Source organism: Candidatus Enterovibrio escicola, from assembly GCF_002464935.1.
GTDB classification, from domain to species: Bacteria; Pseudomonadota; Gammaproteobacteria; order Enterobacterales; family Vibrionaceae; genus Enterovibrio; species Enterovibrio escicola.
This window is the reverse complement of sequence record NZ_NBYY01000018.1, coordinates 1-22,635: the sequence shown is the minus strand read 5'-3', so window position 1 is coordinate 22,635 and position 22,635 is coordinate 1. Positions and strand designations below refer to the sequence as shown.

Sequence of the window (22,635 nt, the reverse complement as noted above, 5' to 3'; positions counted from 1 at the left end):
TGATCCAACAACTTCGAGACGCTTTTGAGTCAGCGTGTTCAAAATTGGAATGCGAACTGATAGAAATGGACGGTGAAAAAGACCATGTTCACCTACTTATTGCATACCCACCAAAGCTTGCAATCAGTGTGATGGTCAATAATTTAAAAGCAGTGTCGTCCCGTCAGCTTCGTCAGCAAAATACGCACCTTGCAAGGCAAGAGTAAAAGCTCTGCGTTATGGTCACGCTCTTATTTTGCTTGCACTGCCGGAGGTGCAACAATAGAGACGTTAAAAGCTTACGTGAACAGTCAATCCACACCGAATTGAGCATTTTAACTCCCTACGGGAGTTCGCCTTATATCCCCGCCCGCATTGGGCGAGGGTTTACGGCGATATTGCTAAGCTAGTTTATTGTGACAATAATATCTACTTTTGTTCTAAAATTATATGTTTCGCTTCGCCGGCAATTCAGACAGTGGAAGCAAAGTCACCGTAACGCCAGATTGATGAAACATACCTGCACTGATTTTAATTTTATCTTCCCAACGAGAAAGAAAGTCTTCATCCTGCTCTGGAAAATAAACCTGAGAGATCCCTGTTTGAATAATTTTTGCCGCACAACTCGGACATGCAAAATGGGTAACCCAGATGTGACAATTAATCAAGTCACGTTTAGCAAAAAGAATCGCATTTTCTTCGGCGTGAAGTGTCTTAAGTAACTTTATCTTACGATCATCGGTATCTAAGCTGTCAGAGATACCATGTGGGTAGCCATTGAACCCCACTGAAACAATGCGGTTCCCTTGGGTTATCACCGCCCCAACTTGTGTTGAGGGATCTTTGCTCCATGAACCAACAAGTTCTGCCATCTGATAAAAGCGTATTGCCCATTTCGATATCACTGCGTCTCCAATACGTTACTCCTGAATTCAAATCTGGAGTACGACATTTCCCAATCAATCTTTTAATACCATTAAAAGAACGGCTAGTTGTTTAAAGCCTAAATATTTTTTAGGTCTATGATGTATCTTTGCTTGAGAGAGGGAAATATCTGCAATAGTGATCCTTCTTCAGTTTGTCCCGTTCTTTGAACCTACTATCTCAAAAACCCATTAGCATTTCCATTTGTCCCTCGTTCCCTTTAACAGTGATGGTGGGTACCGTGAATTTTTGTATCCAAAGCTTTTGAGATCTCTTTATGATAAACAAACTTTTGACTATTATCTGCCGTAACCGTATGAAACATGCCTTTATATAGGGATAATTAATGTACTTTTCAAATCAAGTAAAAATGACTTTTACGTTCTAATATCTTAACTATAGAGCCAATATAATTTGGCCTAACACTATATCAATTCCACAATCGTTTCCGAGTATCATACATAACGCCTTAAGGATACTCGCTCATCAATGGATGATAGCCATTTTTAATGGAGGGTATCTTTTCTTGGCGACCCTTTCGATATCGTTTATGTCCCTGCCTTAAGTGACGATCTAGCTTTCCCTGTCAAAGCTAGATTCACCACTGAATCTAATGCGATAGACTACCACCAACAATCAACAGAACCTACACTCAGTTTAAAAAAACATATCCGGATGGCGTGGTTGATTAAATTAGGCCTATAACGCACTGATCCCAATTTTCTTTACAGTTTTTATTTGTCTACTAGCGAACAGGCATACCGAGTCTTAGAACTTTGTTCATCGCTTTCACATTTACCAGCTTACACACCAACTTGAGCATTGTAATCACGAAAAGTAAGTTTAGGGTTGAGTAACCGTTTATAGCGAAACATGGCTGTCTATGCTAATGAGAGTTTGTGATAACCTCTATCCTTTTCTCACTCCGCCCGTTTGTCCTATTTTAAAGTTTTACAGCTTCCTTTCTAGAATGCCCTTTCTCCCAGTACCCGGCGTTGATTCAAGATGGAATACTGGGCGTTATTCCTTTGTTCTTCAGTACGTGGTGACATGCTTTTGTATCATAGGTTCCATCATTACTCACTTGCTATATCTTTCGTCGTAATGGGTTAAGCAATGTAGGTAAAAGCTCATTATCACCCACAAGAACTAAGTTAATATCTGCAGCGATAGCTTCATGAGTAGACACATCAACCGAGAGATAAAGTTTATACCAGATACGCTGCTTCTCCTTCCCGTGTTTACACGTCTCCATGAGCTATAGTAATTTCTGGTGTATATGTAGGAAATAATGCGGTGTAACTTGTTGATTGATCTTGCCAGATCAACAATTAACAAGGAATACACCGCATGGACAATAATCATAACGTTATCGAGCTTCATAAACTAGAAAACCCGCTTAATGAACTGCTGAAAAAAGGTGCACAGCAACTGTTGGCTCAAGCTATAGAAGCCGAGGTTCAATCCTTGCTTAATAATTTTATATCACTCCAAGCTAAGGGAAAGCAGGGAGTTGTTCACAATGGTTATTTGCCTGAGCGGCATTTATAAACTGGGCTCGGCGACATTACCGTTAAAACCCAAAAGGTTCGAGATAGAACAGGGAGCGGGATCAAGTTCAACAGCACACTGGTTCTGCCCTATATCAAGCGAACCAAAAACATAGAAGAGCTTATCCCTTGGCTCTATTTGCGGGGATCTCCACAGGCGATATGCAGCCAGCCCTAGAATTGCTCTTAGGTAAGCAAACCAAGGGGTTGTCAGTAAATATTGTTTCTCGATTCAAGCAACAGTGGAAAGCAGAATACGACCAGTGGCGTAAGCGCTACCTAAGTAAACGGCGGTATGTCTACATTTGGGCCGATGGTGTTTACTGAAAAGTTAGGATGGATGACAAGCTTTGCCTGATTGTTGTCATTAGCGTCGATGATGCCGGCCACAAGGAAATGCTAGCAGTTGTCAATGGGTACAGGGAGTCAGAGGTCAGTTAACTTGAAGTTTTATTACAGCTAACATACCAAGGTATCAGTGTCGCTCCTGAGCTCGCCATTGGTGATGGTATTCTAGGTCTTTGGAATGCAGTGACAAAGCATTAGCCAATGACGCGTCATCAGCATTGCTGGACACAAAAAACGGCCAATACCTTAAATAAAGTTCCAAAATCTGTTCAACCAAGAATGAAAGAAACACTTCACGATATCTGGATGACGGAAACACAACAAGAGGTACATAAAACACTCTGATAGTTCGAAACGCGAATATGGTGCTAAATATTCAAAAGCAGTGAAGTGCCTGATCAAAGACAAAGTAGAAATGCTGGCATTTTACGATTTCTCCACCGAGCACTGTATACATATTCGAACGACAAACCCCATTGAATCAATGTTTGCAAAGGTAAGGCTAAGAACGAACAAAACCAAGAATTGTGAAAGCCGAAAAACGACACTGGCAATGGCCTGTAAACTGATGCAAACCACTGAATCTAACTGGCATAGACTGCGAGGATTTAAATTACTCTCGGATATCATCAAAGGCATGAAAATCAGAGATGGCATTTGTGAAACAAACCTCAATCATTAGGACACTCCTCTGGAAGCTATACACCAGATTTGACCATAACTCATGTTCTCCTTTGCCGTATACCTTTAGGCTTGTGGCATAAATAATGACGTGGGAGACAACTCTTTGACTCGGTAAACGGTACTTAACTTTTACAGTCTTCGAATGCTTACTAATTTAGGTGTATGTAGGGGATTCCAGCGGGACATTCATTAACATAAAAACTGAATTGAAAAATCCTTTTAATCCAAGAAGTTGGAGCTTGAAAATACCTTTCACCATCAGTGCTATTTCAATCTCGGTATCCAAAAATATAACCTCACAGCAATGATGACTGTGATGCTTTAGACAATGCCATGCGCTTAATGGAAGCGACGTCTATCCAAAAAGTGACTGAGCCAAGGTTGGCTAATGCTTAATTATATTGTTTCCAGTTGCTGAACTTGTGCTTGGCCTTTCCCTTTCCCATCATCACCTTTTGCTTAACTCCATTATGATCTGATCGTAGGAATTGCGATTAGTTCAGATATTTAGGAAATAACGCAATTCGCCATCGGTTTTTAAGAGCCTAATTATACTGGAAGTTATTTGTTATCCAAATAAGTACGCTCCTTCCTCCTTGAGGATGATCGGGTTTAGTGTTGTTATATTAGTAAGGCATTTATTATGCATGGAAATCGGTTTTTGTAGATGGACCGTGATAACTTAATTTAGTGCTAGTGCTTCAATTGAATATTATATGAGCGCCACAATACAACCCTGCATAATTGTGTTTAGAATTTTGAACGGTTACATCTTTTATAACACGTTGAAGTAGCTGTTATTTCTACACCAGACTGAGGTTGAAATGAAAAGATTCTTTACTGTGTTCATTACTATGTTTCTAAGTTCTGTCATTATGATTTGGATTGCAGGGAGTAAGTTATCATCTCCTGCAATGTCTAATGCTAACTCCATTCCTTTCGGATATAGTGTAGAGGTAGTAGTTGTTGATGATGTTCATGGTTGGTATTTCCCTGCTGAAGCGCATAATATCTGCATATTGCTGATGCATAGTAATCGTGGGTCGAAGCTAGATATGGTGCCAAGAGCCATATTTCTGCAAGGATCAGGTTATTCGGCATTTGCGATTGATTTACAAGCACATGGGGAAACCTCAGGTGAGCACATTACTTTTGGTTATCTTGAATCTAAAAGTGCACGTTCTGCAACTCGATTTCTGAAAGAAACCAAGGAATGTAGGAAAGTCGTTGCCTTGGGTGTTTCCCTAGGCGGTGCTTCGGCCATACTTGGGGCTGAACCCATTGATGTTGAGGGTTATATTTTAGAATCTATTTATTCGAGTATAGAAACGTCTGTAGAAAACAGGTTAGACATTCGTTTGGGATCTGTAGGAACCCTTTTCGCACCCCTGCTTTACCAACAAGTTCCATTACGTTTAGGCATTGCACTCAGCGAACTACAACCAACCCACGCTGTTAAAAATATATCAGCACCGGCATTGATCATGAATGGAACAGACGATAGGAGAACCTCCATACAGGAGGCAACATTACTTTTCCAAAATATAACTTCTCCAAAACGATTCACGTCGTTTAAAGGTGCCTCACATAATGATTTATACCAATTCGACTCTATAAAATATGAGACAACCGTGTTAGATTTCTTAGTAAAAATGGTAAGCGTTCACTAGAGGTGACTTGACTAGATATTTATGAGATTAAACACGTTAGAATAGGATTGTTTGCGGATCACTGATGACACTACATCGCTAATGACATCCAATGTAGACAGCCTAATTTCTTACAGGTTTCCACCACAGACAGAACACGTGAACGGAACAATTCTCCTCGGTGAAAACTGGTACTGAAGCAGATTTTACACATGATAACGCTGCCCAGAATATACCGCTCAGCTTCATTATTGGTCAATGGTATGCCTTCATGATGAAGGAAAACCCATAGTCCCTGTTCGTGCTTTAAAATATAAGCACACTTTTCAGTATACCGAGATGTTGTAACCTGTTCACCTTTTCTTAGCCAAGCCTAAAGGTTATTCCTAAAACGAGACATTCGTCGCTACCACTCGATGTCGGTGATTTTTTCTTGCTCATAGAGGTGTTTAATTCGGAATAGCGAATGGCAGAGCAGAACAAAAAGTTTACCAATATGAGAAGTTAAACCTCCACCGCTATACTCCGAATTTGTTGTAAATTGCAGGTGACATGTACCCAACAGAACTGGTGGCACATAGGATCCAGCCAGTTATAACTACCACATTGGTCGGTTATCACTATCGCGTGGCACTGTTCATTCAACATTGCTTTTGATGTTTCCGCATTACGACGATAACGAAAATTCGGATATACCGCATCACTGCCACTGAGGCGCCAGATCCATCTGGTAACCGCTTCCCCATGTCATTTATGCGTTGTTTCATCTATATGAATAACAGTAGATTATTTTACATTGTGATGCAGCGCCTAATGCAACGGCCTTAACATACTACTAACTCGTCCTTGGGCTTAACTAATCAATCTGACAGAAAAATGCGTGCCGTATTGATCCATAAAAGGGTTCTATATTTTGCGGATACCTAGATGATACTGGCCAAATAAAACGGTAATGTGCTAAATAACCGAGGACCTAACTGACTTGATGAGGCGTCATCAGGAAAATTAGCTCGGACTACAGTGCTGGCACCGCCCATGGAATAACTGATATTCAGTAATATCCAGCGATCCTTTGGGTAACGCAAAGACTTGATGACGATGGGTAGACTCCGTATTCATAACAACATTTACACCGAATTAGGTGTAGTAGGTATCTGGCTGACAACACACAAGGGAATCGATTTCTTTGAGCTCGCTTACTGGTCTTTTTTGTCCCTCATGGCTCGGCTTCGAGGGTGTTGAGCTTTTTTCGCTCGGTCCCTCTCAGCTGGGGAGTTTGACGGCGGAGAGCGTGATGAGTTCCCTGAACTAGCAAATAACCTATCTTCGTACTCACAAAGCTTGTTCCATAGTTCACGGATAAGTGCGTTGGCTTGCTCGGAGCCAAATTGTTCCACCGTGGGGGTTTATTTTCACAATGCTTCTTTTTTATGAAGCCAATTTGGCAGGCTGCCAAGATCACTCAATAGGCAATTGTCGATCTGGAGATGATCATCACTTATTACTTTTCAATGGGGGACTGGTGAACGATTACTAAAAATGTATATTGATGTGAATATGGAATAACATATTCTTTATGCCTGAATTTGAGTCCAAAGTCCGATACTAGTTAACCTAAGATCTGTGTCATAGAGGCTTTTTTATACCTAGTGATTCTGAAGGCTAAGCTTTTCTGGTTGGAATATATAATCAATGCGTCTAGCAATAAGGTTGACTATAAAGCTCACACTACTTCGTGCTGGAAACTTTCTATTTGGGATATATCTTGCATATAATCAAAGATTGTCTCGATAAATAAATTATTTTTTAACATAAGACAATCCCAAAAGTTCATCACCTTTGGTTTTACATTCTTCCGTGTATTAGTGATGAAATTAATCCCTTTCTCGGTGAGAATTTTTAAGGGAGTCAGATATATACCCTTTATCTCTAATAGAGTGATTCCAAGAGATTATTGGTCATATCAAGCATGAGTTTTCCATCACCAATATTGGTTGTCGTTACCATTACCAAAATGATATCGTCTTGGTCGTTGATGATAAGGTGAAGTTTAAAGCTATAGAACCATCCCCTCGTCCCTTGACCTCGTTTAGCCACCCTGCGATGCCCGTAGGTTCGGCTTGGAAGTGAGTCAGATAGGAACAAAGGAGAACAAGAGTACTTTGCATCAACTTAAGCATCCATGTATAGCTGACTAAATCAGGGAATTCACCTGTTAGCTGACTGCAGATAAATTGCGTGTAATCCGTTTTAAAATTACGAAACCTAGATTAATGAAAATATACAATAATCGCCCTGCCTCCACTGATTGGAAGCTAAGAAGGTTTATGTCTTATTTTGATACCTAAAATCAGGTTCTTTTCTGAAAAAATAAGGAAAACCTGACATAAATCTTCGATCTTAGTGAGAATAGCGTCTAGATTATTCATACTAACATCCTTTCCAACTTGATAATTTGATCCAAACGATCAGATCAAGACTCGGACATTTGATTCATTTTTTATACGCAGATCGGATTACTTAAACATTGCCTCCCCTGTCATATCTCATCTAAGGTAACTTTAGCAAATAACTTAGAATTAACAAACTGTTTTTACTGTTTTGCTCGGTGGCTTTCCCACATAAAATACTGTCATCAAATAATACCAGAGTCCTGTTATTTTTTAAGCAAAGGCGCTCTTTGGCCTGTTTGGTAAGCCTCTTAATTCTCCATTCTAGCGCTATCGCCAGTTTTTTATCTCCAACGTCCAATGACCAAGCAAGGATAAGTGGCTGTTTACCTCTCAAATACTTGGCAGTTTTTCTGCGGTTTTCTTGATGCTCTTCAAATCGGCGTGAGACATTCGTTGTCACCCCGCAATATAAGGCATCATTTCGTGTACGAATGAAATAGACGTACCACCGAGATCCCTCCTTTCCATCTTGTAAAAGGAAGGATTTCTTTTTCTAAAGTCATAAGTGGGAATTTCTTATCCACATGGACTAGATTTATCGATATGGTTAACTTTCATGGTGGTTTAGTCCTAACTGCTCAATTTAAACAAAAGAGTATTGATAAGTCCTTTTAACGCATCCCTTACATATTAGGTTATCTAACGAACAGATTAATTTTCATATAAAATACCTATTTTATCAAGGTAATAATTGTGGCTAACGTTGACGTTGAATGTCGTTTTTTAGTAAGCTATCACCGTTCAGAAATATGGAATTTGGAGTGGTGTAACCTAGGTAAAGATCATAAATAGTTAGGTTTCCATCAAAGATGGTCTTCTCTCCTTCTGATAAAGTAGATTATGATCGTATACTGTTAATTCTCTGCGCTATTACCAATGAATGATATGATCCTGTTTAAAAAATTGTCTGTGGTATTGTTAATTAAATCAGGCCTATAATGCACTGGTTCTAATCTTCTTTACATTCTTTACAGTCTTAATTTGTCTACTGGCGAACAGGCATACCGAGTCTTATAACTTTGTTCATCACTTTCATATTTGCCAACGCTTCACTAACTTGATCGTTGTAATTACGAAGAGTAAGTTTAGGGCTGAGCAACTGTTTATAGCGAAATATTACTGTCTCTGCTAATAAACGTTTTTGATAACCCCTATCCTTTTTTCACTCCGCCAGTTTGTCATCTTTTAAAACCTTTACAGCTTCATGTCTAGGATGCCATACTCCCAGTACCCGCGTTGCTTCGCGATGGAATACTGGGCTTTATTCCTTTTTTAAGTACATAGTGACATGCCTATATGTCATAGGCTCCATCAGAACTGCTTGCTGTATATTTCCTCGTAATGGATTAAACAATGTAAATAAAACCTCATTATTACCCACAAAAACTAGGCTAACTTCTTCAGCGATAACCTCATGAGTATACATATCAACGGTAAGATGAAGTTTGCGCTAGATCTGCCGCTTACCCTTACCGTGTTTAAGTGTCTTCCATTCACTTTTTCCGTATACCTTTAGGCCTGTGGTATCAATAATACCGTGGGAGATAACGCCTCGATTCGGCAGACAGTACTTAATTTTTACGGTCTTCGAACCGCTTACTAATGCAAGTGTATGTAAAGGATTTTAGCGGGACATTGATCAACGTAAAAACAGAATTTAAGAAGCCTTTTAATCCACTGAAGTGGGAGTTTTAAAATACCTTTAACCATCAATGCTGTTTCAATCTTGGTATCTGAAAATATAAACCCACGGTCACGATGACCATGATGCTTTAGACAATGCCATGCTTAATAGAAGAGGGTTCTGTCCAGAAAGTGACTGAGCCACGGTTTATTAATGCTTTGATTATATTGTTTCCAGATTACTAATCTTGTATTTGGCCTTTCCCTTTCCCATCAGTACCTCCCACTTAACTCCATTATGATCTGATCGTAGAAATTGCGATTAGTTCAGATATTTGGGAAACAACGCCTCGTGAAATCGTTCTGCGGGTTACCCGCAATACAAGATATGATCTAATAACCAAATATCAATTTTCCAAAGTATTTAACTATGTATCATTGTATTGGAAGCTCAGGTTAATCACATATTGACGCGCCGAAAACTCAATCTCCATTAATTTCAGTAAGTTTTTTTACCAACGTAATCGTAATTAAGATAACGATAAATGCTGAAACCCTTTCCAATCCTAATTTGAAGGAAAGAATGCACCTCCAGCCAAGATTACATGTAAATGCGGATTATAGTTGCCATTACGACTATGGATGTGGATGAAAAAAATGACGAAGATTTAATACGTATCGGTCTTAAAGTGCGCCTGAATCAACGCTGATAAGCAGGCTTCTACCAAGACCATAAACCCAGAATACAAACGCTTTTGATTGGAGTGATTATGGAAAGGAATACGAAGTTGCTCAGGCAATGTTAAGACAACTTGCTGATAGCTCACTCTAGGAAACAGGTGAACGCCTATTTTGACCATACTCTCCCGTACATAACGCTTCCCACATTGCGGAGAAGCTTTCCCCTTACAACCAAAGTTAACTTTATGTTGCTCTTGACCTCAACCCAAGCATTGGTAAGTGGTAAAGCCATTTTCTAGGCTTCCACCCTTTAGCATCTTAGCAATTTATGAATGATAATAATCGGTCTCATAGCGAAGATTACTGGATACGAATATGACCAAATTCGTAGTAAAAATACGTTTAAAGCGAAACAGCTTCGATTTGATACCTTTGAAATCAAGTCATGCCTTTTATCTGTTAAAGCGTGCTCAATGTATCACAGAAATGGACATGCCTTAAGCCATACCACATATAGTTTCTGGGAGGAAATTCCTAGGTAAAAAAAGATGAAACTAAAAGTGATGAAACTTTGGGACCACCTGATGCTCTGAGAATGATTTATTATTGCAACCGTTTTCGACCAACGAAAAAACATATCCCAAATCGAGCATTCTAGGCACCATAATTGTATCAACTTTATGGTCCACTTGCTGGCAGCACTCATCGCGTATTCATTTCAACCAGAGAAGCCGAGCATCAAGATGACTCGGCTTGATAAGTAAGCACTTATGCAGATCTGGGATTAATTAATGAGTGTCTAACCACGATGTTCCTTGCTTCACATCGGCATTTAACGGACATTTAAACTCATAGTAAACCTCAACATATTTCATTGCGTCTTTACATGAATGTCCTAGCGTATGGGCAATATCTTCTGAGCTACACGCAACTTGGATCTCATCGTGAACCCATGCACAAAACGCATAGTCACCATCGAATCCATGAGTGTAACCATTTCCTTTCATCATCTGATCAACGGTAACACACCACAATTTGCAGACCAAAGCACCAGCCCCTTGCAAGCTGTAGTTCAATGCTGCATGTGGACTCATCGTCGGTAAAATACGACCATCAATACCAATAATGCAAGCGTTTTCTTTAACAGTTTGCTTACAATCTTTTATTACCTGCTTTAGTGCTGGAAGTCCATCAAGAAACCTTAATTTCACTTCCCGTCCCTTGAGAGTGTTACAGACCATATCTTGTGTCCAATGCACACCCTTACGTTCAAAATTTTTGATAACGTTCTTGTGTTTGTCAGCCTTTCTCCAGACCGTGTACTCTTCAATTGTGTAGCCCACGAGTCCACCGATCAGTTCATCACCTGCGCCATATAAGAATGCGTAGATAAAACGTTTAGCAGCGTCACGCGCTATCTTATGAGCCTCCTTGTGTTTTTCATATTTTATGCCTGAGCCAATGAATCCAGCAGCTTGCGCATTTGCCCAGTGAATATCACCCTCAAGAACGACATTCACGTATGCTCCCTTGTCATATTTCGCCATAAAGTGTCCGAGACAGCGAAGCTCAAGGCCACTCGCATCGGAACCCAAAAGAATCCATCCTTCTGGCACAGTGAATAAGGAACGACATTCAGCACCGTAAGGGACAGAAGCAGCCGCAGTAGGGCACTGTGCAATATTTGGATTACTGTGGGTTGCGCGGCCTGTGTTCGCACCATTTGGATTGACAACCCCGTGAATGAAGCCGTCTTTCCCTACAACTTTTAACCATGCTTGTGTGCCCTCTGCAAGTTGACCAATGCGTTTGTTGAGCATGAAAAACATCCGCAACATTTCAGCATCAGGGAGGTCTACAGTCTTTAAAACTTCTTCATCCAACTTTGGTTCACCTGAGTCAGTGAAGATCTGTGGTTCCCATCCACTACGAATCAGAACACGAGCACAATGCTGACGTGAGGCAGGGTTGAAGGTTGTAAGCTTTATTTTTGTGTAGGCTGCGCCTTCCGTGAAGGAGGCTCCCTGTCTATTCATAGAGCGCTTTGGCACCGTCACACCATTCGAGATGTACCAAGAACCAAATGTGTTAATTAATTGCTGTCTAATATCCTCTCGTTTACCAAATAGGAAACAGTAAAGTTCCTTGGCCGCTTCAACGTTGAACTTAAAGCCATTGCGTTCCTGTGTAGACATCAACCACATGATTTCATGTTCAAGGTGAAGAGATCGCTTTGTGAGTTTTTCCCGTAGTAAGTGTCTGAGAAGCTTACAGGTGACCGTAACGTCTTGCTCACAGTAAGATAGCATGTCTTCCGTAAAGACGTCCCACGCTCCCTCTTGCTCACCATACTTCCCTTTCGGCTCTTTCAAGCGGTATCCCCACGCTTTCAGTGAGTGAGATCCAATGAGCTGATGTGGAAGAATCCCATCTATAGGATTATAGGTTTTGCTAATTTCTTGCCCTTGTTCCTTTTTGTTTTTTATTAATTGAGCGTAATTATGAATGCCCGATACATCACGGGACTTCAAGTTACCAAAAGCCAACCGAGATATAACTAACGTATCAATCATCTTTGTCTCAGATAACTTACAGAACGGGAATAAGTGTTTAAGAACTGGCACATCGTACTTGATGCCGTTGTGTGCAATGATAGCATCTGCTTCAGATAAGGCTTCAAGTAACTCATGGTAATCATTGGGTCTGTAGTGTTTCTTATCGCCAGTCACTAGGTTCTCTGTAACTGCGCAGTGGAAGAGGGACACTGTATCTAGTAAGCCGTTAGTCTCGATGTCAAAAGCTAAGAGTGTTTTGCTTGTGTCACCGCGAGTGTAGGCCATTAGGGTATCAAGAGCCGTGTATTGTCTTAATGTAAACTGGGTCGAACACATCTTTCCTCCCCTATTATTTTAATAATTTACTTTACCTTACTTCCTATCTTGCCTTTTTACTTAAAAAATTTTGCAGGTTTTATTTAATGAAGGTTCTTTTCAATACGCGAGGCATAAAGTTTATGGTTTTATCGTAGGACATTGAAATCATAAAACCAATCGAGTTATCTATGAAACGATCACACAACATGTGAGCTTCAATGCGATTTTTCTTAGGTCGAATGAGTTGTGCCCTCCGTCATCTGAAATGCACAGGTGTTAGTACTATACTCGTGATTATTGAAGATGCTTAATTTTCAATACAATGAGGATCAAACTACGTGCTATGAAAGTAATGTTGACTAGGAATAAAAAATAAAGATTCGAGACCCTGCATGACATAACCTGTGATGGTCGAATCCGTAACTGCATTAAAAATAATACTGCTTGCATCAGCAAGTTGGGGTACTGTTATGATTTCTCAAGCTCTGCACATCCATGAAATAACAGTTCCTTACCACCTCAAAAACTAAGACATAGGCCACCTACTGCGGCCTATGTTCATTTTGGCATATGTTTTAGATAAGCCGAAAATAGTGAAACGCCTAAAAAGGGACACGGTAAGGCTGGAATAATAGCTGAAGTTGAAAGTTGATAATATCAAGTATTAATTGATTTAATGGAAAGCCTGTGTACAATCTGATTAGTGCTACCTCTCCAAGGAAGAGAACGGTCGGCGAGTTCTTGTTCAAATTTACCGTCAATGAGGACATCAACAAGTTCAACTACAAGCTTCTGTGAGTCACTCAACGTTGCTAATTGATACCCCGTCCAAAGCCAAATATCTTTTCCTTTGCATTCCTGTCGGACACGTTGCACCAATGCTAATATCGTCGCAACATTACTTGGGTGAAGAGGATCTCCACCACTAAGTGACAACCCCTTACGTAAAATTCGAGTGTCATTCAGATCAGAAATAATACGATCTTCTATTATTTTATCAAATATCTGACCTGAATACAGAGACCAAGTGGTCTGGTTATAGCAGCCTCTACATTGGTGTTCACACCCTGCAACAAACATCGTACATCTCGTTCCTTCTCCATTAACCACATCAATTGGATAATACTGATGGAAATTCATTTAAATAATCTATAGATGCTTAACACGATTTCTTCCTGATTTTCATCGTTAGACGTATGGGCATAAGTATTGGCTAAATAGCCACATACACGGCGCGTGCCTGATATTTTTGTTGGATTATTATGACCAAACGTAGGGTATGAAGAACTTTTACTGGATCAGCCAAATTCACCCATGAACCTACCCTCATAATACTCATAAACAGGTGTTTTTATCCCATAATAAGGCACTCGATCATAGCTATAATCCTAAACATTTTCTAATGCTTCGATGTTGTATTGAATTTTCTAATATTCGCCATAGTAAATAAAAGCACTATTTGCGATTAACGGCTAAGGCATCTCTGAATCAATTTTGTTATATGAATTTATATATTTCCCACCTCCAAGCGAAAAGTGTTGGTGTCATAGCCCTTGTTTATCACTCCATCTATTAAACTAAACTCTTTTGCATAAAATTTTGCTCAGTATGCTTTATAAACTGAAGTCGTAACAGGTTTCGTTCTTCTAGGGATCAGTTACAGCTTTCATATATTCCACAATGGAAAGTGCTTTTTTACGCAGTATTTCTGAGTCGTATAAATGTTCACCAAGACATTACATTGTTTAATGTCAACCAATGCAAGTGAAAGATATAGATGCGCCACTGTGTTTAAATATTTTACTCAATGTGGTCGTTGATTTCAATCGAACCCAACATGTTCCTTCCATATATAGGATCGGAGCGACCTGCACTTTCACGCTATCAAAGCGTGCTATACGCGCATACGCGTATCTAACGCTCTCACAAGCTATGATTATAATATCATCGAGTAATCTATAGAAGGTTTTTTCACAACGGGTTGCACGCATCTGGATACCGATGCAAATTCAAACTTATCACACCAATGTTGTTGCAACTTTCATGGATCAGTTCTCCATTTTCTTCATTTGGTTTCAAGAAATTTGCGATATCTCATTGGGGTTTTAAATGAACTCATCACTTTTACAACATAATCATAGTTGAGGGTATCTGGGTACATACGCTTAGACGCACGCTCTAGGATAAGTTGTTTGATGTCATAGTTCGGCTCACTACTTTCCAGATTTAAGCCTACTTTCACAATAAATACAAGCTTCTGGAGCACCACAGTCTTACGGTTATTACCCAATCCTACTATACAGTTTCTTAGAATTGAAGACTGGATTAAGCCTGCCGACCAATATTTACCCGAACCAAAATCAAAAGCAACAAACGGTATCTGTCAATTCTCAGTGTGAGAGCCTATTCAAGTGATTTGAAAATATCATAATATTCCTTCTTTATGTGGGAATTTAATAAATTTACACGACTGAAATCTCCCATTCTTCTGCACATTAGAGTAAGTGTTTTCTGTAATTGATTTCGACATACGGTAAGAGGTTTTGTCGCAACAGTGTGGGGTGTTCTTTTCCAAATATCTGAACTAATCAAAATTCCTATGATCAGATCATCATAGAATTAAGCGGGAGGTTATAATGGGAAAGGTAAAGCACAATATCAGCAACTGGAAACAATATAATCAAGCATTAGTAAACCGTGGTTCAGTGACTTTTTGGAGATACGTCGCTGTTATTAAGGTATGGCATTGTCTAAAGCATCACGGTCATCGTGGCCGTGAGTTTATATTTTCGAACACAGCGATTGAAACAGCACTGATGGTGAAAGGTATTTTTAGGCTCCCACTTCGTGGATTGGAAGGCTTCCTCAATGCGGTTCTTACGTTGATGACTTTCCCCCTGAAGTCCCCTACATATACCTGCATCAGTAAGCGGATCGAAGATCATAAAAGTTAAGTACCTTTTACTGAGTCGAGGAGCTGGCGCCCACATCGTTAACTTTCCGACAAAACATGAGAAAGCTATTTATCATCGATGACAGTATTCGTAGAACTGGAAGATATATCCCAAATTGAGCATTCTCAGTATCGAAGTGGTATGAGATTTAGGGTTAACTTGATTACTGGATTCATTACTTATACGTTTCCATTAAAAACGCCGAGCCTTGGAATCACTCGGTTCGGAAAAGCCACACTTACTACAGATCTGAGGTTAAATTACATGACAACCAAATTACTCCATGACCATTGAATACTAAGAATCTATACTGAATGACGATTCATCTCTATTGATAAGGGTTTTCCACGCCTTGGTACCCCAAAGTGGTACCGTTGACAGACTGTGTTTATGGCTGCCTTGTATTTCTTTAGTGGAGTAGGACAGATACATCAGGGTTTGGTTTTTCGCATCAAAAATACGTCGAATTTTCATCGATTTGAATAGGATGCTTTTTGATGCAGTGAACACCACTTCGCCTGATTTTGACCTGTTGATGGTTTCAATCATCTCTTTTGTAATGTGCCCTGTTTGACGGCAGGCTATTCCCATGTCTGAAGGGTCAGAAAAGTCTAGGTCAGCTTTCACATGACTGAGGTGGCAGGTGACACCAAGTACTTTTGGATCATTAAAGATCTGGATTTTTATGTCCTTAGTGGTGAATAAACCGAGGCTGACACTCCCCACCTCATCCTCAGAACACCCTGATGTGGCCAGGCAAATGAGAGAGACCGTAAACATGGAACGGCCATAAGTTCTAAACGATTTAATCATAGTTAACCTAAACTGCGCATAAGAAATGAACTAAATATCCAAGTCGCAATCTGAATCGTTTAAATCAAATCATCAGTCAGGCAAAGACTTTTGCATGAATACTTCAGACGCTGTTTTCACCAAAATCGACGATTTATATCAGAATATTCTTCCTGCACAGGAAGGATACCTGATTTCAGATATCAGAACAAGAAATAAACCTTCTCGCTTTTCAATTAGTAAAGTAATAATGATTATTATATCTTTTAATCAATCTTGGTTTGGTGGTTTTAAAACGTATTAAACGTAATTTGTCTACCATCACCTAACAGGGGCGTTGTTTCCAAAATATCTGAACTAATCGCAATTTCTACGATCAGATCATCATGGAGTTAAGCGGTAGGTGAGGATGGAAAAAGGAAAGGCCAAGCACAAGTTCAGCAACTGGAAACAATATAATTAAGTATTAGTAAACCGTGGTTCAGTCACTTTTTGAATAGACGTCGCTGCCATTAAGCATGGCCTTGTCTAAAGCGTCACAGTCGTGGATTTATATTCTCGGATACCTCAATTGAAACGGTACTGATGGTGAAAGGTATTTTCAAACTCCCACTTTATGGATTAGGAGGCTTTCTCAATTCGGTTTTTACGCTGATGAATGTCCCGCTGAAATCATCTACATACACCTGCATTAGTAATGCGTTCTGAAAAACTTCAGATCTGTCAGATCTGCATAAGCAAGCTCTTATGTAGATCTGAGGTTAATGATAATGCTCAAATTAGTGAAGCGCTGGCAAATATGAAAGCGATAAACAAAGTTATAAAACTCGGTATGCATGGACTCCCTGAAGAAGTGGTCATAGACCAGATCGGTTCCAATACTATGATAGCAGATATTGATCTGTGGCAGAGACCCAAGAAAAGCCAGATGGAAGAGGCGGGAAACATACCTGTCTGAGAGTAGTTTTATTCACTGGCAGTATAAGTGTGTTCTGAAAAATCCGATCTACGGCTCTTTTGAAATTTTACGAAAATACCATGTATCTTAAATGCCATTTAAAATATCAAGTTTATACGCATGACTTTGCATAAGGTGTATATATAATACAGGGATAAAAATCATAGTAAATCAATGATATCTTTTGTTGGGACTGATGAAATTAGTTCTCGATGATAGGGTCTAGAGAGCTCATGAACAGCATCAACGAATACACAAGCATTTTCCGGTGGAACATCTAAATGAATACCGTGACCTAGATTGAAAACATGGCCAGAACCATACCCAAATCCTTCAAGGATCGTGGAAACCTCTTCACAAATACGCTCTGGTGATGCGTATAATACCGATGGATCCATATTGCCTTGTAGTGCCACTTTGTCACCAATACGACGTTTAGCATCCGCCATATCAATCGTCCAATCTAGACCAACACCATCACAGCCTGTTAATGCAATTTTTTCTAACCACAGACCCCCGTTTTTGGTAAACAAGGTCACGGGAATACGACAGCCTTCATTTTCTCTGATTAATTCATCGACAATTTTATGCATATATTGCAATGAAAAATCGTTATAGTCTCGTGGTGACAACACGCCTCCCCAAGTATCAAATACCATCACTGATTGCACACCCGCTTTAATTTGTGCATTCAGGTACGCAATCACACTATCGGCAAGTTTATTCAACAATAAATGAAGTGTCTGTGGATCGACATACATCATTTTTTTGATTTTAGTAAATACTTTCGAGCTACCACCTTCTACCATGTATGTTGCTAGTGTCCATGGGCTACCAGAAAAGCCAATCAATGGGACTTTGCCTTCCAACTGTTTTCGAACAGTGCGAACCGCATTCATGACATATTTCAGTTCACTTTCTGGATCTGGCAAACCAATCTTTTTAACATCAGCTTTGCAGGCAATAGGTCGCTCGAATTTTGGACCTTCTCCAGTTTTAAAGTAAAGACCGAGTCCCATCCCATCAGGAATAGTCAAGATATCTGAAAACAAAATTGCAGCATCTAGATCGTAACGCCGCAATGGCTGGAGAGTGACTTCACAGGCTAATTCTGCATTTTTACACAATGACATAAAATCACCAGCAAACGCCCGCGTTTTCTTGTATTCCGGTAGATAGCGACCAGCCTGCCGCATCATCCATACTGGTGTGTAATCCACTGGCTTCCTTAACAGGGCGCGTAAATATCGATCGTTTTTTAGTTTTATCATTGTCTTCATCCTAAAAATTAGATGGGTGATCATATCACTCAGTAGTATTCAAGTAATATTCGCTACAGTTTTAGAGTCATGCCACACATAGTATGTATGATTCATTAGTTATTACGTCAAGATTGTGTTAATCAACCCTATACTCGTGATCATTGAAGATGCTTTATTCTCAATAAAATTAAGATCCCGCATACTTTCTATGAAAGTAACGTTAACCGAAAAGCACAAATAAATATTCGACTCCCTGCATAATTCAACGCGTGATGCTCATCGCGAATTTCAGTTATTCACTTATCATAAAACCTTTTAAGTTGAAGAATATGTTGAACAGTGATTTGGCGTCAAATATATAATTAACCTCATATCTGCATAAGCGCTTGCTTACCAAACCGAGTCATCTTGATGCTTGGCTTCTGTAGGTTGAAATGAATACGCGATGAACCCTGCTAGTAAGTTAACCATAAAGTTGACACAACTAAGGTGCCGTAAATGCTCGATTTGGGAGATATTTTTTAGTTGGTCAAGAACGGTTTCAATAATAAATCATTTCCGGAGTATCAGGCGGTTCCAAAGTTTAATAACTTTGGGTTTCATGTTTTTTGCACCCGTTATCAGTATCACTCTCTTGTCTACAAGTTCTCGCTCCAATGGATCAGAGATATAACCTTTATCTCCGTATAAACACCCCATAGTTCCTTTTCCTCGCTTCGCGGTACCTTTAAAGAACTAATGTTTGAGAATGCGGAGGTTGTGATAAATCTGTAACTTAGACGAATCAACAAAGGCAATCCCTGTCGGCTTTACCTGACGGTGAGTGAGGTAAGAGCAAAGCGCAAACAAAGTGGATGTAATAGGTTTTAAAGTCTCGATACCCCGATTGATGGAAAGCTATCACTATCGTTATCACTTCGCTAACTGAGAGGCACGAAGGTTTATTTTTTTGTTTGATACCGAAAGAAATTAAGTATTTTTCCCATACAGGAAAGAAAGTCTGGCAGAAGTCGTCGACATAGACGAAAACAACGTCTAAGTTACTCATGCCCAACTCCTTTTGCAGTCAATAGTTTATTTCAAATGATTAGATCGCGACTTGGGTATTTAGTTCATTCCTTATGCGCAGCTCATGTTAATTATTGGTATGAATAAAGGGCTCTTTCGAAATAGTTTCAGTTATAAGATGCTTTAAAAGGTGCCCCCAGAAAGTTTAACGTGGAAAAGAACCTAGATTTCATCAGTCACTATGACAAGCATAAATCCTGCTGTATCCAAGATGAAACCATTTTATTCATTAACGCTATCCATCCAACGCAAGCAACAAAAATCATCCATGGATGGATACATATGGGATAGGATAAAGTCCTTGAAACCACAGTGAATCATAGTCAGCTGAATATTATTGGCGCTATCAATCTTTCTGATATTACAGATATGCTTGTCAGTGAATAAAAACCATTGAAAGTGCAAATATTTTTCGGCTTCTCTGCAAATCAAGAAACGATTATTCCTGAATTCAGATAATAACTGCGACACTTATGTGTCGAGTGTGGAAGAGGAAGCCAACTCCCGAAATAGGTACGTTCTTACCTCCAAAGAAACAAGCGGTATTACCATGAATAATCAGCAGGTTACCTCAGTATTGTTGACTAAATCAGGCCTATAACGCACTGATCCCAATCTTGTTTAAAGTCTTAATTTATCTGCTGGCAAAAAAGTATACCTAGTCTTATAATTTTGTTCATCGCTTTTATATTTGCCAACGATGCATCAACTTGATCATTATAATCACGAAGAGTGAGTTTAAGGCTGAGCAACTATTTATAGCAAAACATTCCTGTTTCTGCTAATGAACATTTGTTATTACCCCTATCCTTTTTTTACTGCTCCTGTTTGTCCTCTTTTAATGGCTTTACAGCTTCATGTCTAGGATGCCCTTCCTCCCACCACTCCGCGTTGCTTCGAGGTGGCATAGTAAGCGTTATTTAGAGCTATGATCAAATCTGGTGTACAGCTTTCAGAGCAGTATCCTGATGATTGACGTTCGTTTAACTAATGTCATCTCTAAATTTTATACCTTTGATTATATCTGCGAGTAATTTAAAGCCTCGCAGGCTACGCCCTGTTAACCTCAGCAGTTTGCAGGCCATGGCCAGTGTCGTTTTTAGGCTTCTACAATTCTTGGGTTTGTTCGTTCCTAGCCTCACTGTTGCAAATATTGATTTAATGGGATTTATCGTTCAAATATGTATCCATTGCTCCGCGGAGAAATTGTAAAATGCAGCATTTCCACTTTATTTTTGGTCAGATACTTCGCAGTTTTGGGATATTTGGCACCATATCGTGTTTTAAACTATCCGAAGGATTTCTATGCCTCTTGTTGTATCTCCACCATCCAGATATCATGAAGCGTTTCTTTCATTCTTGGTTGAACATATTTTAAGACTTTATCTAATACATTGGCCGTTTTGTGTACCCAGCAGCACTGATGACGCGTCGTTGGCCAATACTTTGTTACTGTATTCCAAAAACGGGAAGCGCCATCACCAATGGCGAGTTCAGGAGCGATACTGATACCTTGGTACGTTAGCTGTGACAAAACTTCAAGCTAACTGACCGCTAATTCCCTGTACCCATCAATAACGGTTAGCACTTCCTTGCAGCCGGAATTATCGACGCCAATGACAACAAGCAGGCAAAGCTTGTCATCCATCCGAACTTTGCAGTAAATACCATCAGCCCAAATGTAGACATACCGCTGTTTGCTTAGGGTGCGCTTACGCCATGGGTCGTATTCTGATTCCCACTGCTACTTGAGTCGAAAAACACTGTTTGCTGACAACCCCTTGGCTTGTTTACCTAATAGCGATTCTAGGGCTGGCTACATATCGCCCATAGAGATCCCCCGCAGATAAAACCAAGGGATAAGCTCTTCTATGTTTTTTGGTCGCTTGAGATAGAGCGGAACCAGTGTGCTGCTGAACTTGATTCCAATCCCTGTTCTATCTCGAATCTTTGGGACTTTGACGGTAATATCGCCGAGCTTGGTTTGTAGGTGCCGCTCAGGCAAATGGCCATTGTGAACCAATCCCTACTTTCCGTTAGCTTGGAGTGCTGTAAAATTATCGAGTCAGGATTGAACCAACAACTGCTGTGCGCCTTGTTTCAGTAGTTCATTAAGCGGGTTGTCTAGTTTAACCTGAGCTACGCATAAGAAATGAACTAAATTCCCAAGTCACGATCTGATCGTTTGAAATAAACGATTAACTGCAGAATTACTTTGGCATGAATGACCTAGACGCTGTTTTCGTCGATGTCGACGACTTCTGCCAAACTTTCCTCCCTGCATGGGGGAAACATCTAATTTCTTCCAGTGTCAAATAAAGAAACAAGCCTTCTCGCCTCTCCATTAGCGAAGTGATAACGATAGTGATGACTTTCCATCAATCGGGGTATTGAGACTTCAGAACTTATTACATTTACTTTGTTTTCCGCTACCTCACAACGAATCTCCTGAATTAACCTCAGAATCTGCATAAGCGTTACTTATACAAATCTGAGGCTAGTTAATATGGGTATGCGAATTTAGTGATTGATTTTCACAGGATATATTAATTGGTTAAAATCGGATTTAATGATTGACATAATAAACCAAATACACTTGTATTAAGAACGTGGAGACATCCACAGCCGAACTCAGCGGCGACTCTGAGAAGACAAGGATTTAACCATGAAAACTATCTCTATTGCTGAATTTGAAACTCTGGTAGCTCGCAACGACTGGCAGCGAGAACAAGATTGCGAAGTTTTAAAGCGTCTTGATCGTCAGGTTGAAGAGTGGAACGAAGAAAACGAATCTTTTGATCTGAACGATATTCCTCACGTTTTTGGTTTGGCTTCTA

The 22,635-nt window shown here is 39.8% G+C and carries 15 protein-coding genes and 13 pseudogenes; 10 read left to right on the top strand and 18 right to left on the bottom strand.

Annotated features, from left to right (window positions below):
- Positions 1–309 (top strand): annotated as a pseudogene (tnpA, locus tag BTN49_RS07325) (IS200/IS605 family transposase); the annotation flags it as partial.
- 116 nt (positions 310–425) lie between these two features.
- Here tnpA and BTN49_RS07320 read toward each other — a convergent pair.
- Together BTN49_RS07320 and BTN49_RS17900 are read right to left on the bottom strand one after the other, a co-directional pair.
- Positions 426–884: a dCMP deaminase family protein gene (locus tag BTN49_RS07320; protein WP_097356632.1), complete on the bottom strand. Its 459-nt coding sequence runs from the start codon at positions 882–884 to the stop codon at positions 426–428.
- 764 nt (positions 885–1,648) lie between these two features.
- A pseudogene (locus BTN49_RS17900) lies at positions 1,649–2,155 on the bottom strand (transposase); the annotation flags it as partial.
- Positions 2,156–2,253: 98 nt separating this feature from the next.
- Between BTN49_RS17900 and BTN49_RS07315 the strand changes: the two are divergent.
- Positions 2,254–3,483: pseudogene (locus BTN49_RS07315) on the top strand (IS256 family transposase).
- 156 nt (positions 3,484–3,639) lie between these two features.
- Here the strand turns inward: BTN49_RS07315 and BTN49_RS07310 are convergent.
- Positions 3,640–3,813 (bottom strand): annotated as a pseudogene (locus tag BTN49_RS07310) (transposase); the annotation flags it as partial.
- Positions 3,814–4,399: 586 nt separating this feature from the next.
- Between BTN49_RS07310 and BTN49_RS07305 the strand changes: the two are divergent.
- On the top strand, positions 4,400–5,155 hold the full coding sequence (locus BTN49_RS07305) for an alpha/beta hydrolase (protein ID WP_223823794.1): 756 nt from the start codon (positions 4,400–4,402) through the stop codon (positions 5,153–5,155).
- Positions 5,156–5,166: 11 nt separating this feature from the next.
- Here BTN49_RS07305 and tnpC read toward each other — a convergent pair.
- The 7 genes and pseudogenes from tnpC to BTN49_RS07275 all read right to left on the bottom strand — a co-directional run bounded on the left by tnpC (position 5,167) and on the right by BTN49_RS07275 (position 10,070).
- Positions 5,167–6,531: pseudogene (gene tnpC / locus BTN49_RS07300) on the bottom strand (IS66 family transposase).
- Positions 6,532–6,857: 326 nt separating this feature from the next.
- Positions 6,858–7,004: a transposase gene (locus BTN49_RS20815; RefSeq protein ID WP_423248240.1), complete on the bottom strand. Its 147-nt coding sequence runs from the start codon at positions 7,002–7,004 to the stop codon at positions 6,858–6,860.
- A 59-nt stretch (positions 7,005–7,063) separates the two neighbouring features.
- The gene (locus BTN49_RS19145; protein WP_423248239.1) at positions 7,064–7,231 is read right to left on the bottom strand and encodes a transposase; all 168 of its coding nucleotides are present in this window, start codon (positions 7,229–7,231) and stop codon (positions 7,064–7,066) included.
- Positions 7,232–7,684: 453 nt separating this feature from the next.
- Positions 7,685–8,023, bottom strand: a pseudogene (locus BTN49_RS07285) (GIY-YIG nuclease family protein); the annotation flags it as partial.
- A 549-nt stretch (positions 8,024–8,572) separates the two neighbouring features.
- A pseudogene (locus BTN49_RS07280) lies at positions 8,573–9,484 on the bottom strand (IS5 family transposase).
- 292 nt (positions 9,485–9,776) lie between these two features.
- On the bottom strand, positions 9,777–9,860 hold the full coding sequence (locus BTN49_RS20810) for a hypothetical protein (RefSeq protein ID WP_394336656.1): 84 nt from the start codon (positions 9,858–9,860) through the stop codon (positions 9,777–9,779).
- 18 nt (positions 9,861–9,878) lie between these two features.
- Positions 9,879–10,070 carry a hypothetical protein gene (locus BTN49_RS07275; RefSeq protein WP_097356626.1) on the bottom strand — a complete coding sequence of 64 codons (192 nt, stop codon included), beginning with the start codon at positions 10,068–10,070 and terminating at the stop codon, positions 9,879–9,881.
- Between the two features lie 423 nt (positions 10,071–10,493).
- Here BTN49_RS07275 and BTN49_RS20805 point away from each other — a divergent pair.
- Positions 10,494–10,655: pseudogene (locus BTN49_RS20805) on the top strand (IS982 family transposase); the annotation flags it as partial.
- A gap of 24 nt (positions 10,656–10,679) precedes the next feature.
- On the opposite strand, the gene BTN49_RS07270 reads toward BTN49_RS20805, so the two are convergent.
- The 3 genes from BTN49_RS07270 to nrdD all read right to left on the bottom strand — a co-directional run bounded on the left by BTN49_RS07270 (position 10,680) and on the right by nrdD (position 15,144).
- Positions 10,680–12,782: a DNA polymerase gene (locus BTN49_RS07270; RefSeq protein ID WP_223823795.1), complete on the bottom strand. Its 2,103-nt coding sequence runs from the start codon at positions 12,780–12,782 to the stop codon at positions 10,680–10,682.
- A 639-nt stretch (positions 12,783–13,421) separates the two neighbouring features.
- On the bottom strand, positions 13,422–13,904 hold the full coding sequence (nrdG, locus tag BTN49_RS07265) for an anaerobic ribonucleoside-triphosphate reductase-activating protein (RefSeq protein WP_097356625.1): 483 nt from the start codon (positions 13,902–13,904) through the stop codon (positions 13,422–13,424).
- Between the two features lie 925 nt (positions 13,905–14,829).
- Positions 14,830–15,144 carry an anaerobic ribonucleoside-triphosphate reductase gene (nrdD, locus tag BTN49_RS07260; protein WP_146679265.1) on the bottom strand — a complete coding sequence of 105 codons (315 nt, stop codon included), beginning with the start codon at positions 15,142–15,144 and terminating at the stop codon, positions 14,830–14,832.
- A 256-nt stretch (positions 15,145–15,400) separates the two neighbouring features.
- Here nrdD and BTN49_RS07255 point away from each other — a divergent pair.
- Positions 15,401–15,758, top strand: a pseudogene (locus BTN49_RS07255) (transposase); the annotation flags it as partial.
- A gap of 38 nt (positions 15,759–15,796) precedes the next feature.
- Positions 15,797–16,012, top strand: a complete 216-nt coding sequence (locus BTN49_RS13125) for a hypothetical protein (RefSeq protein ID WP_146679263.1) — start codon at positions 15,797–15,799, stop codon at positions 16,010–16,012.
- A 3-nt stretch (positions 16,013–16,015) separates the two neighbouring features.
- On the opposite strand, the gene BTN49_RS07250 is transcribed toward BTN49_RS13125, so the two are convergent.
- The gene (locus BTN49_RS07250; RefSeq protein ID WP_394336655.1) at positions 16,016–16,531 is read right to left on the bottom strand and encodes a CreA family protein; all 516 of its coding nucleotides are present in this window, start codon (positions 16,529–16,531) and stop codon (positions 16,016–16,018) included.
- Between the two features lie 94 nt (positions 16,532–16,625).
- Between BTN49_RS07250 and BTN49_RS13120 the strand changes: the two genes are divergently transcribed.
- From BTN49_RS13120 to BTN49_RS07240, 3 genes and pseudogenes are all read left to right on the top strand, one after another.
- A complete protein-coding gene (locus tag BTN49_RS13120) occupies positions 16,626–16,814 on the top strand; it encodes a hypothetical protein (RefSeq protein WP_146679261.1) in 189 nt (62 codons plus the stop codon).
- Between the two features lie 105 nt (positions 16,815–16,919).
- Positions 16,920–17,206: pseudogene (locus BTN49_RS17890) on the top strand (transposase); the annotation flags it as partial.
- 1 nt (position 17,207) lies between these two features.
- Positions 17,208–17,468 (top strand): hypothetical protein, encoded by a 261-nt coding sequence (locus tag BTN49_RS07240; protein ID WP_097356621.1) that lies wholly within the window; start codon positions 17,208–17,210, stop codon positions 17,466–17,468.
- A 161-nt stretch (positions 17,469–17,629) separates the two neighbouring features.
- On the opposite strand, the gene hemE is transcribed toward BTN49_RS07240, so the two are convergent.
- The 4 genes and pseudogenes from hemE to BTN49_RS07225 form a co-directional block, all read right to left on the bottom strand.
- Positions 17,630–18,739: a uroporphyrinogen decarboxylase gene (hemE, locus tag BTN49_RS07235; protein WP_097356620.1), complete on the bottom strand. Its 1,110-nt coding sequence runs from the start codon at positions 18,737–18,739 to the stop codon at positions 17,630–17,632.
- A gap of 359 nt (positions 18,740–19,098) precedes the next feature.
- Positions 19,099–19,778, bottom strand: a pseudogene (locus BTN49_RS07230) (transposase).
- Positions 19,779–20,427: 649 nt separating this feature from the next.
- Entirely contained in the window at positions 20,428–20,550 is a 123-nt protein-coding gene (locus tag BTN49_RS19140) for a hypothetical protein (protein ID WP_263363695.1), read from the bottom strand.
- A 231-nt stretch (positions 20,551–20,781) separates the two neighbouring features.
- Positions 20,782–21,902: pseudogene (locus BTN49_RS07225) on the bottom strand (IS256 family transposase).
- 116 nt (positions 21,903–22,018) lie between these two features.
- Here BTN49_RS07225 and BTN49_RS22250 point away from each other — a divergent pair.
- A pseudogene (locus tag BTN49_RS22250) lies at positions 22,019–22,189 on the top strand (IS982 family transposase); the annotation flags it as partial.
- Positions 22,190–22,635: the final 446 nt, after the last annotated feature.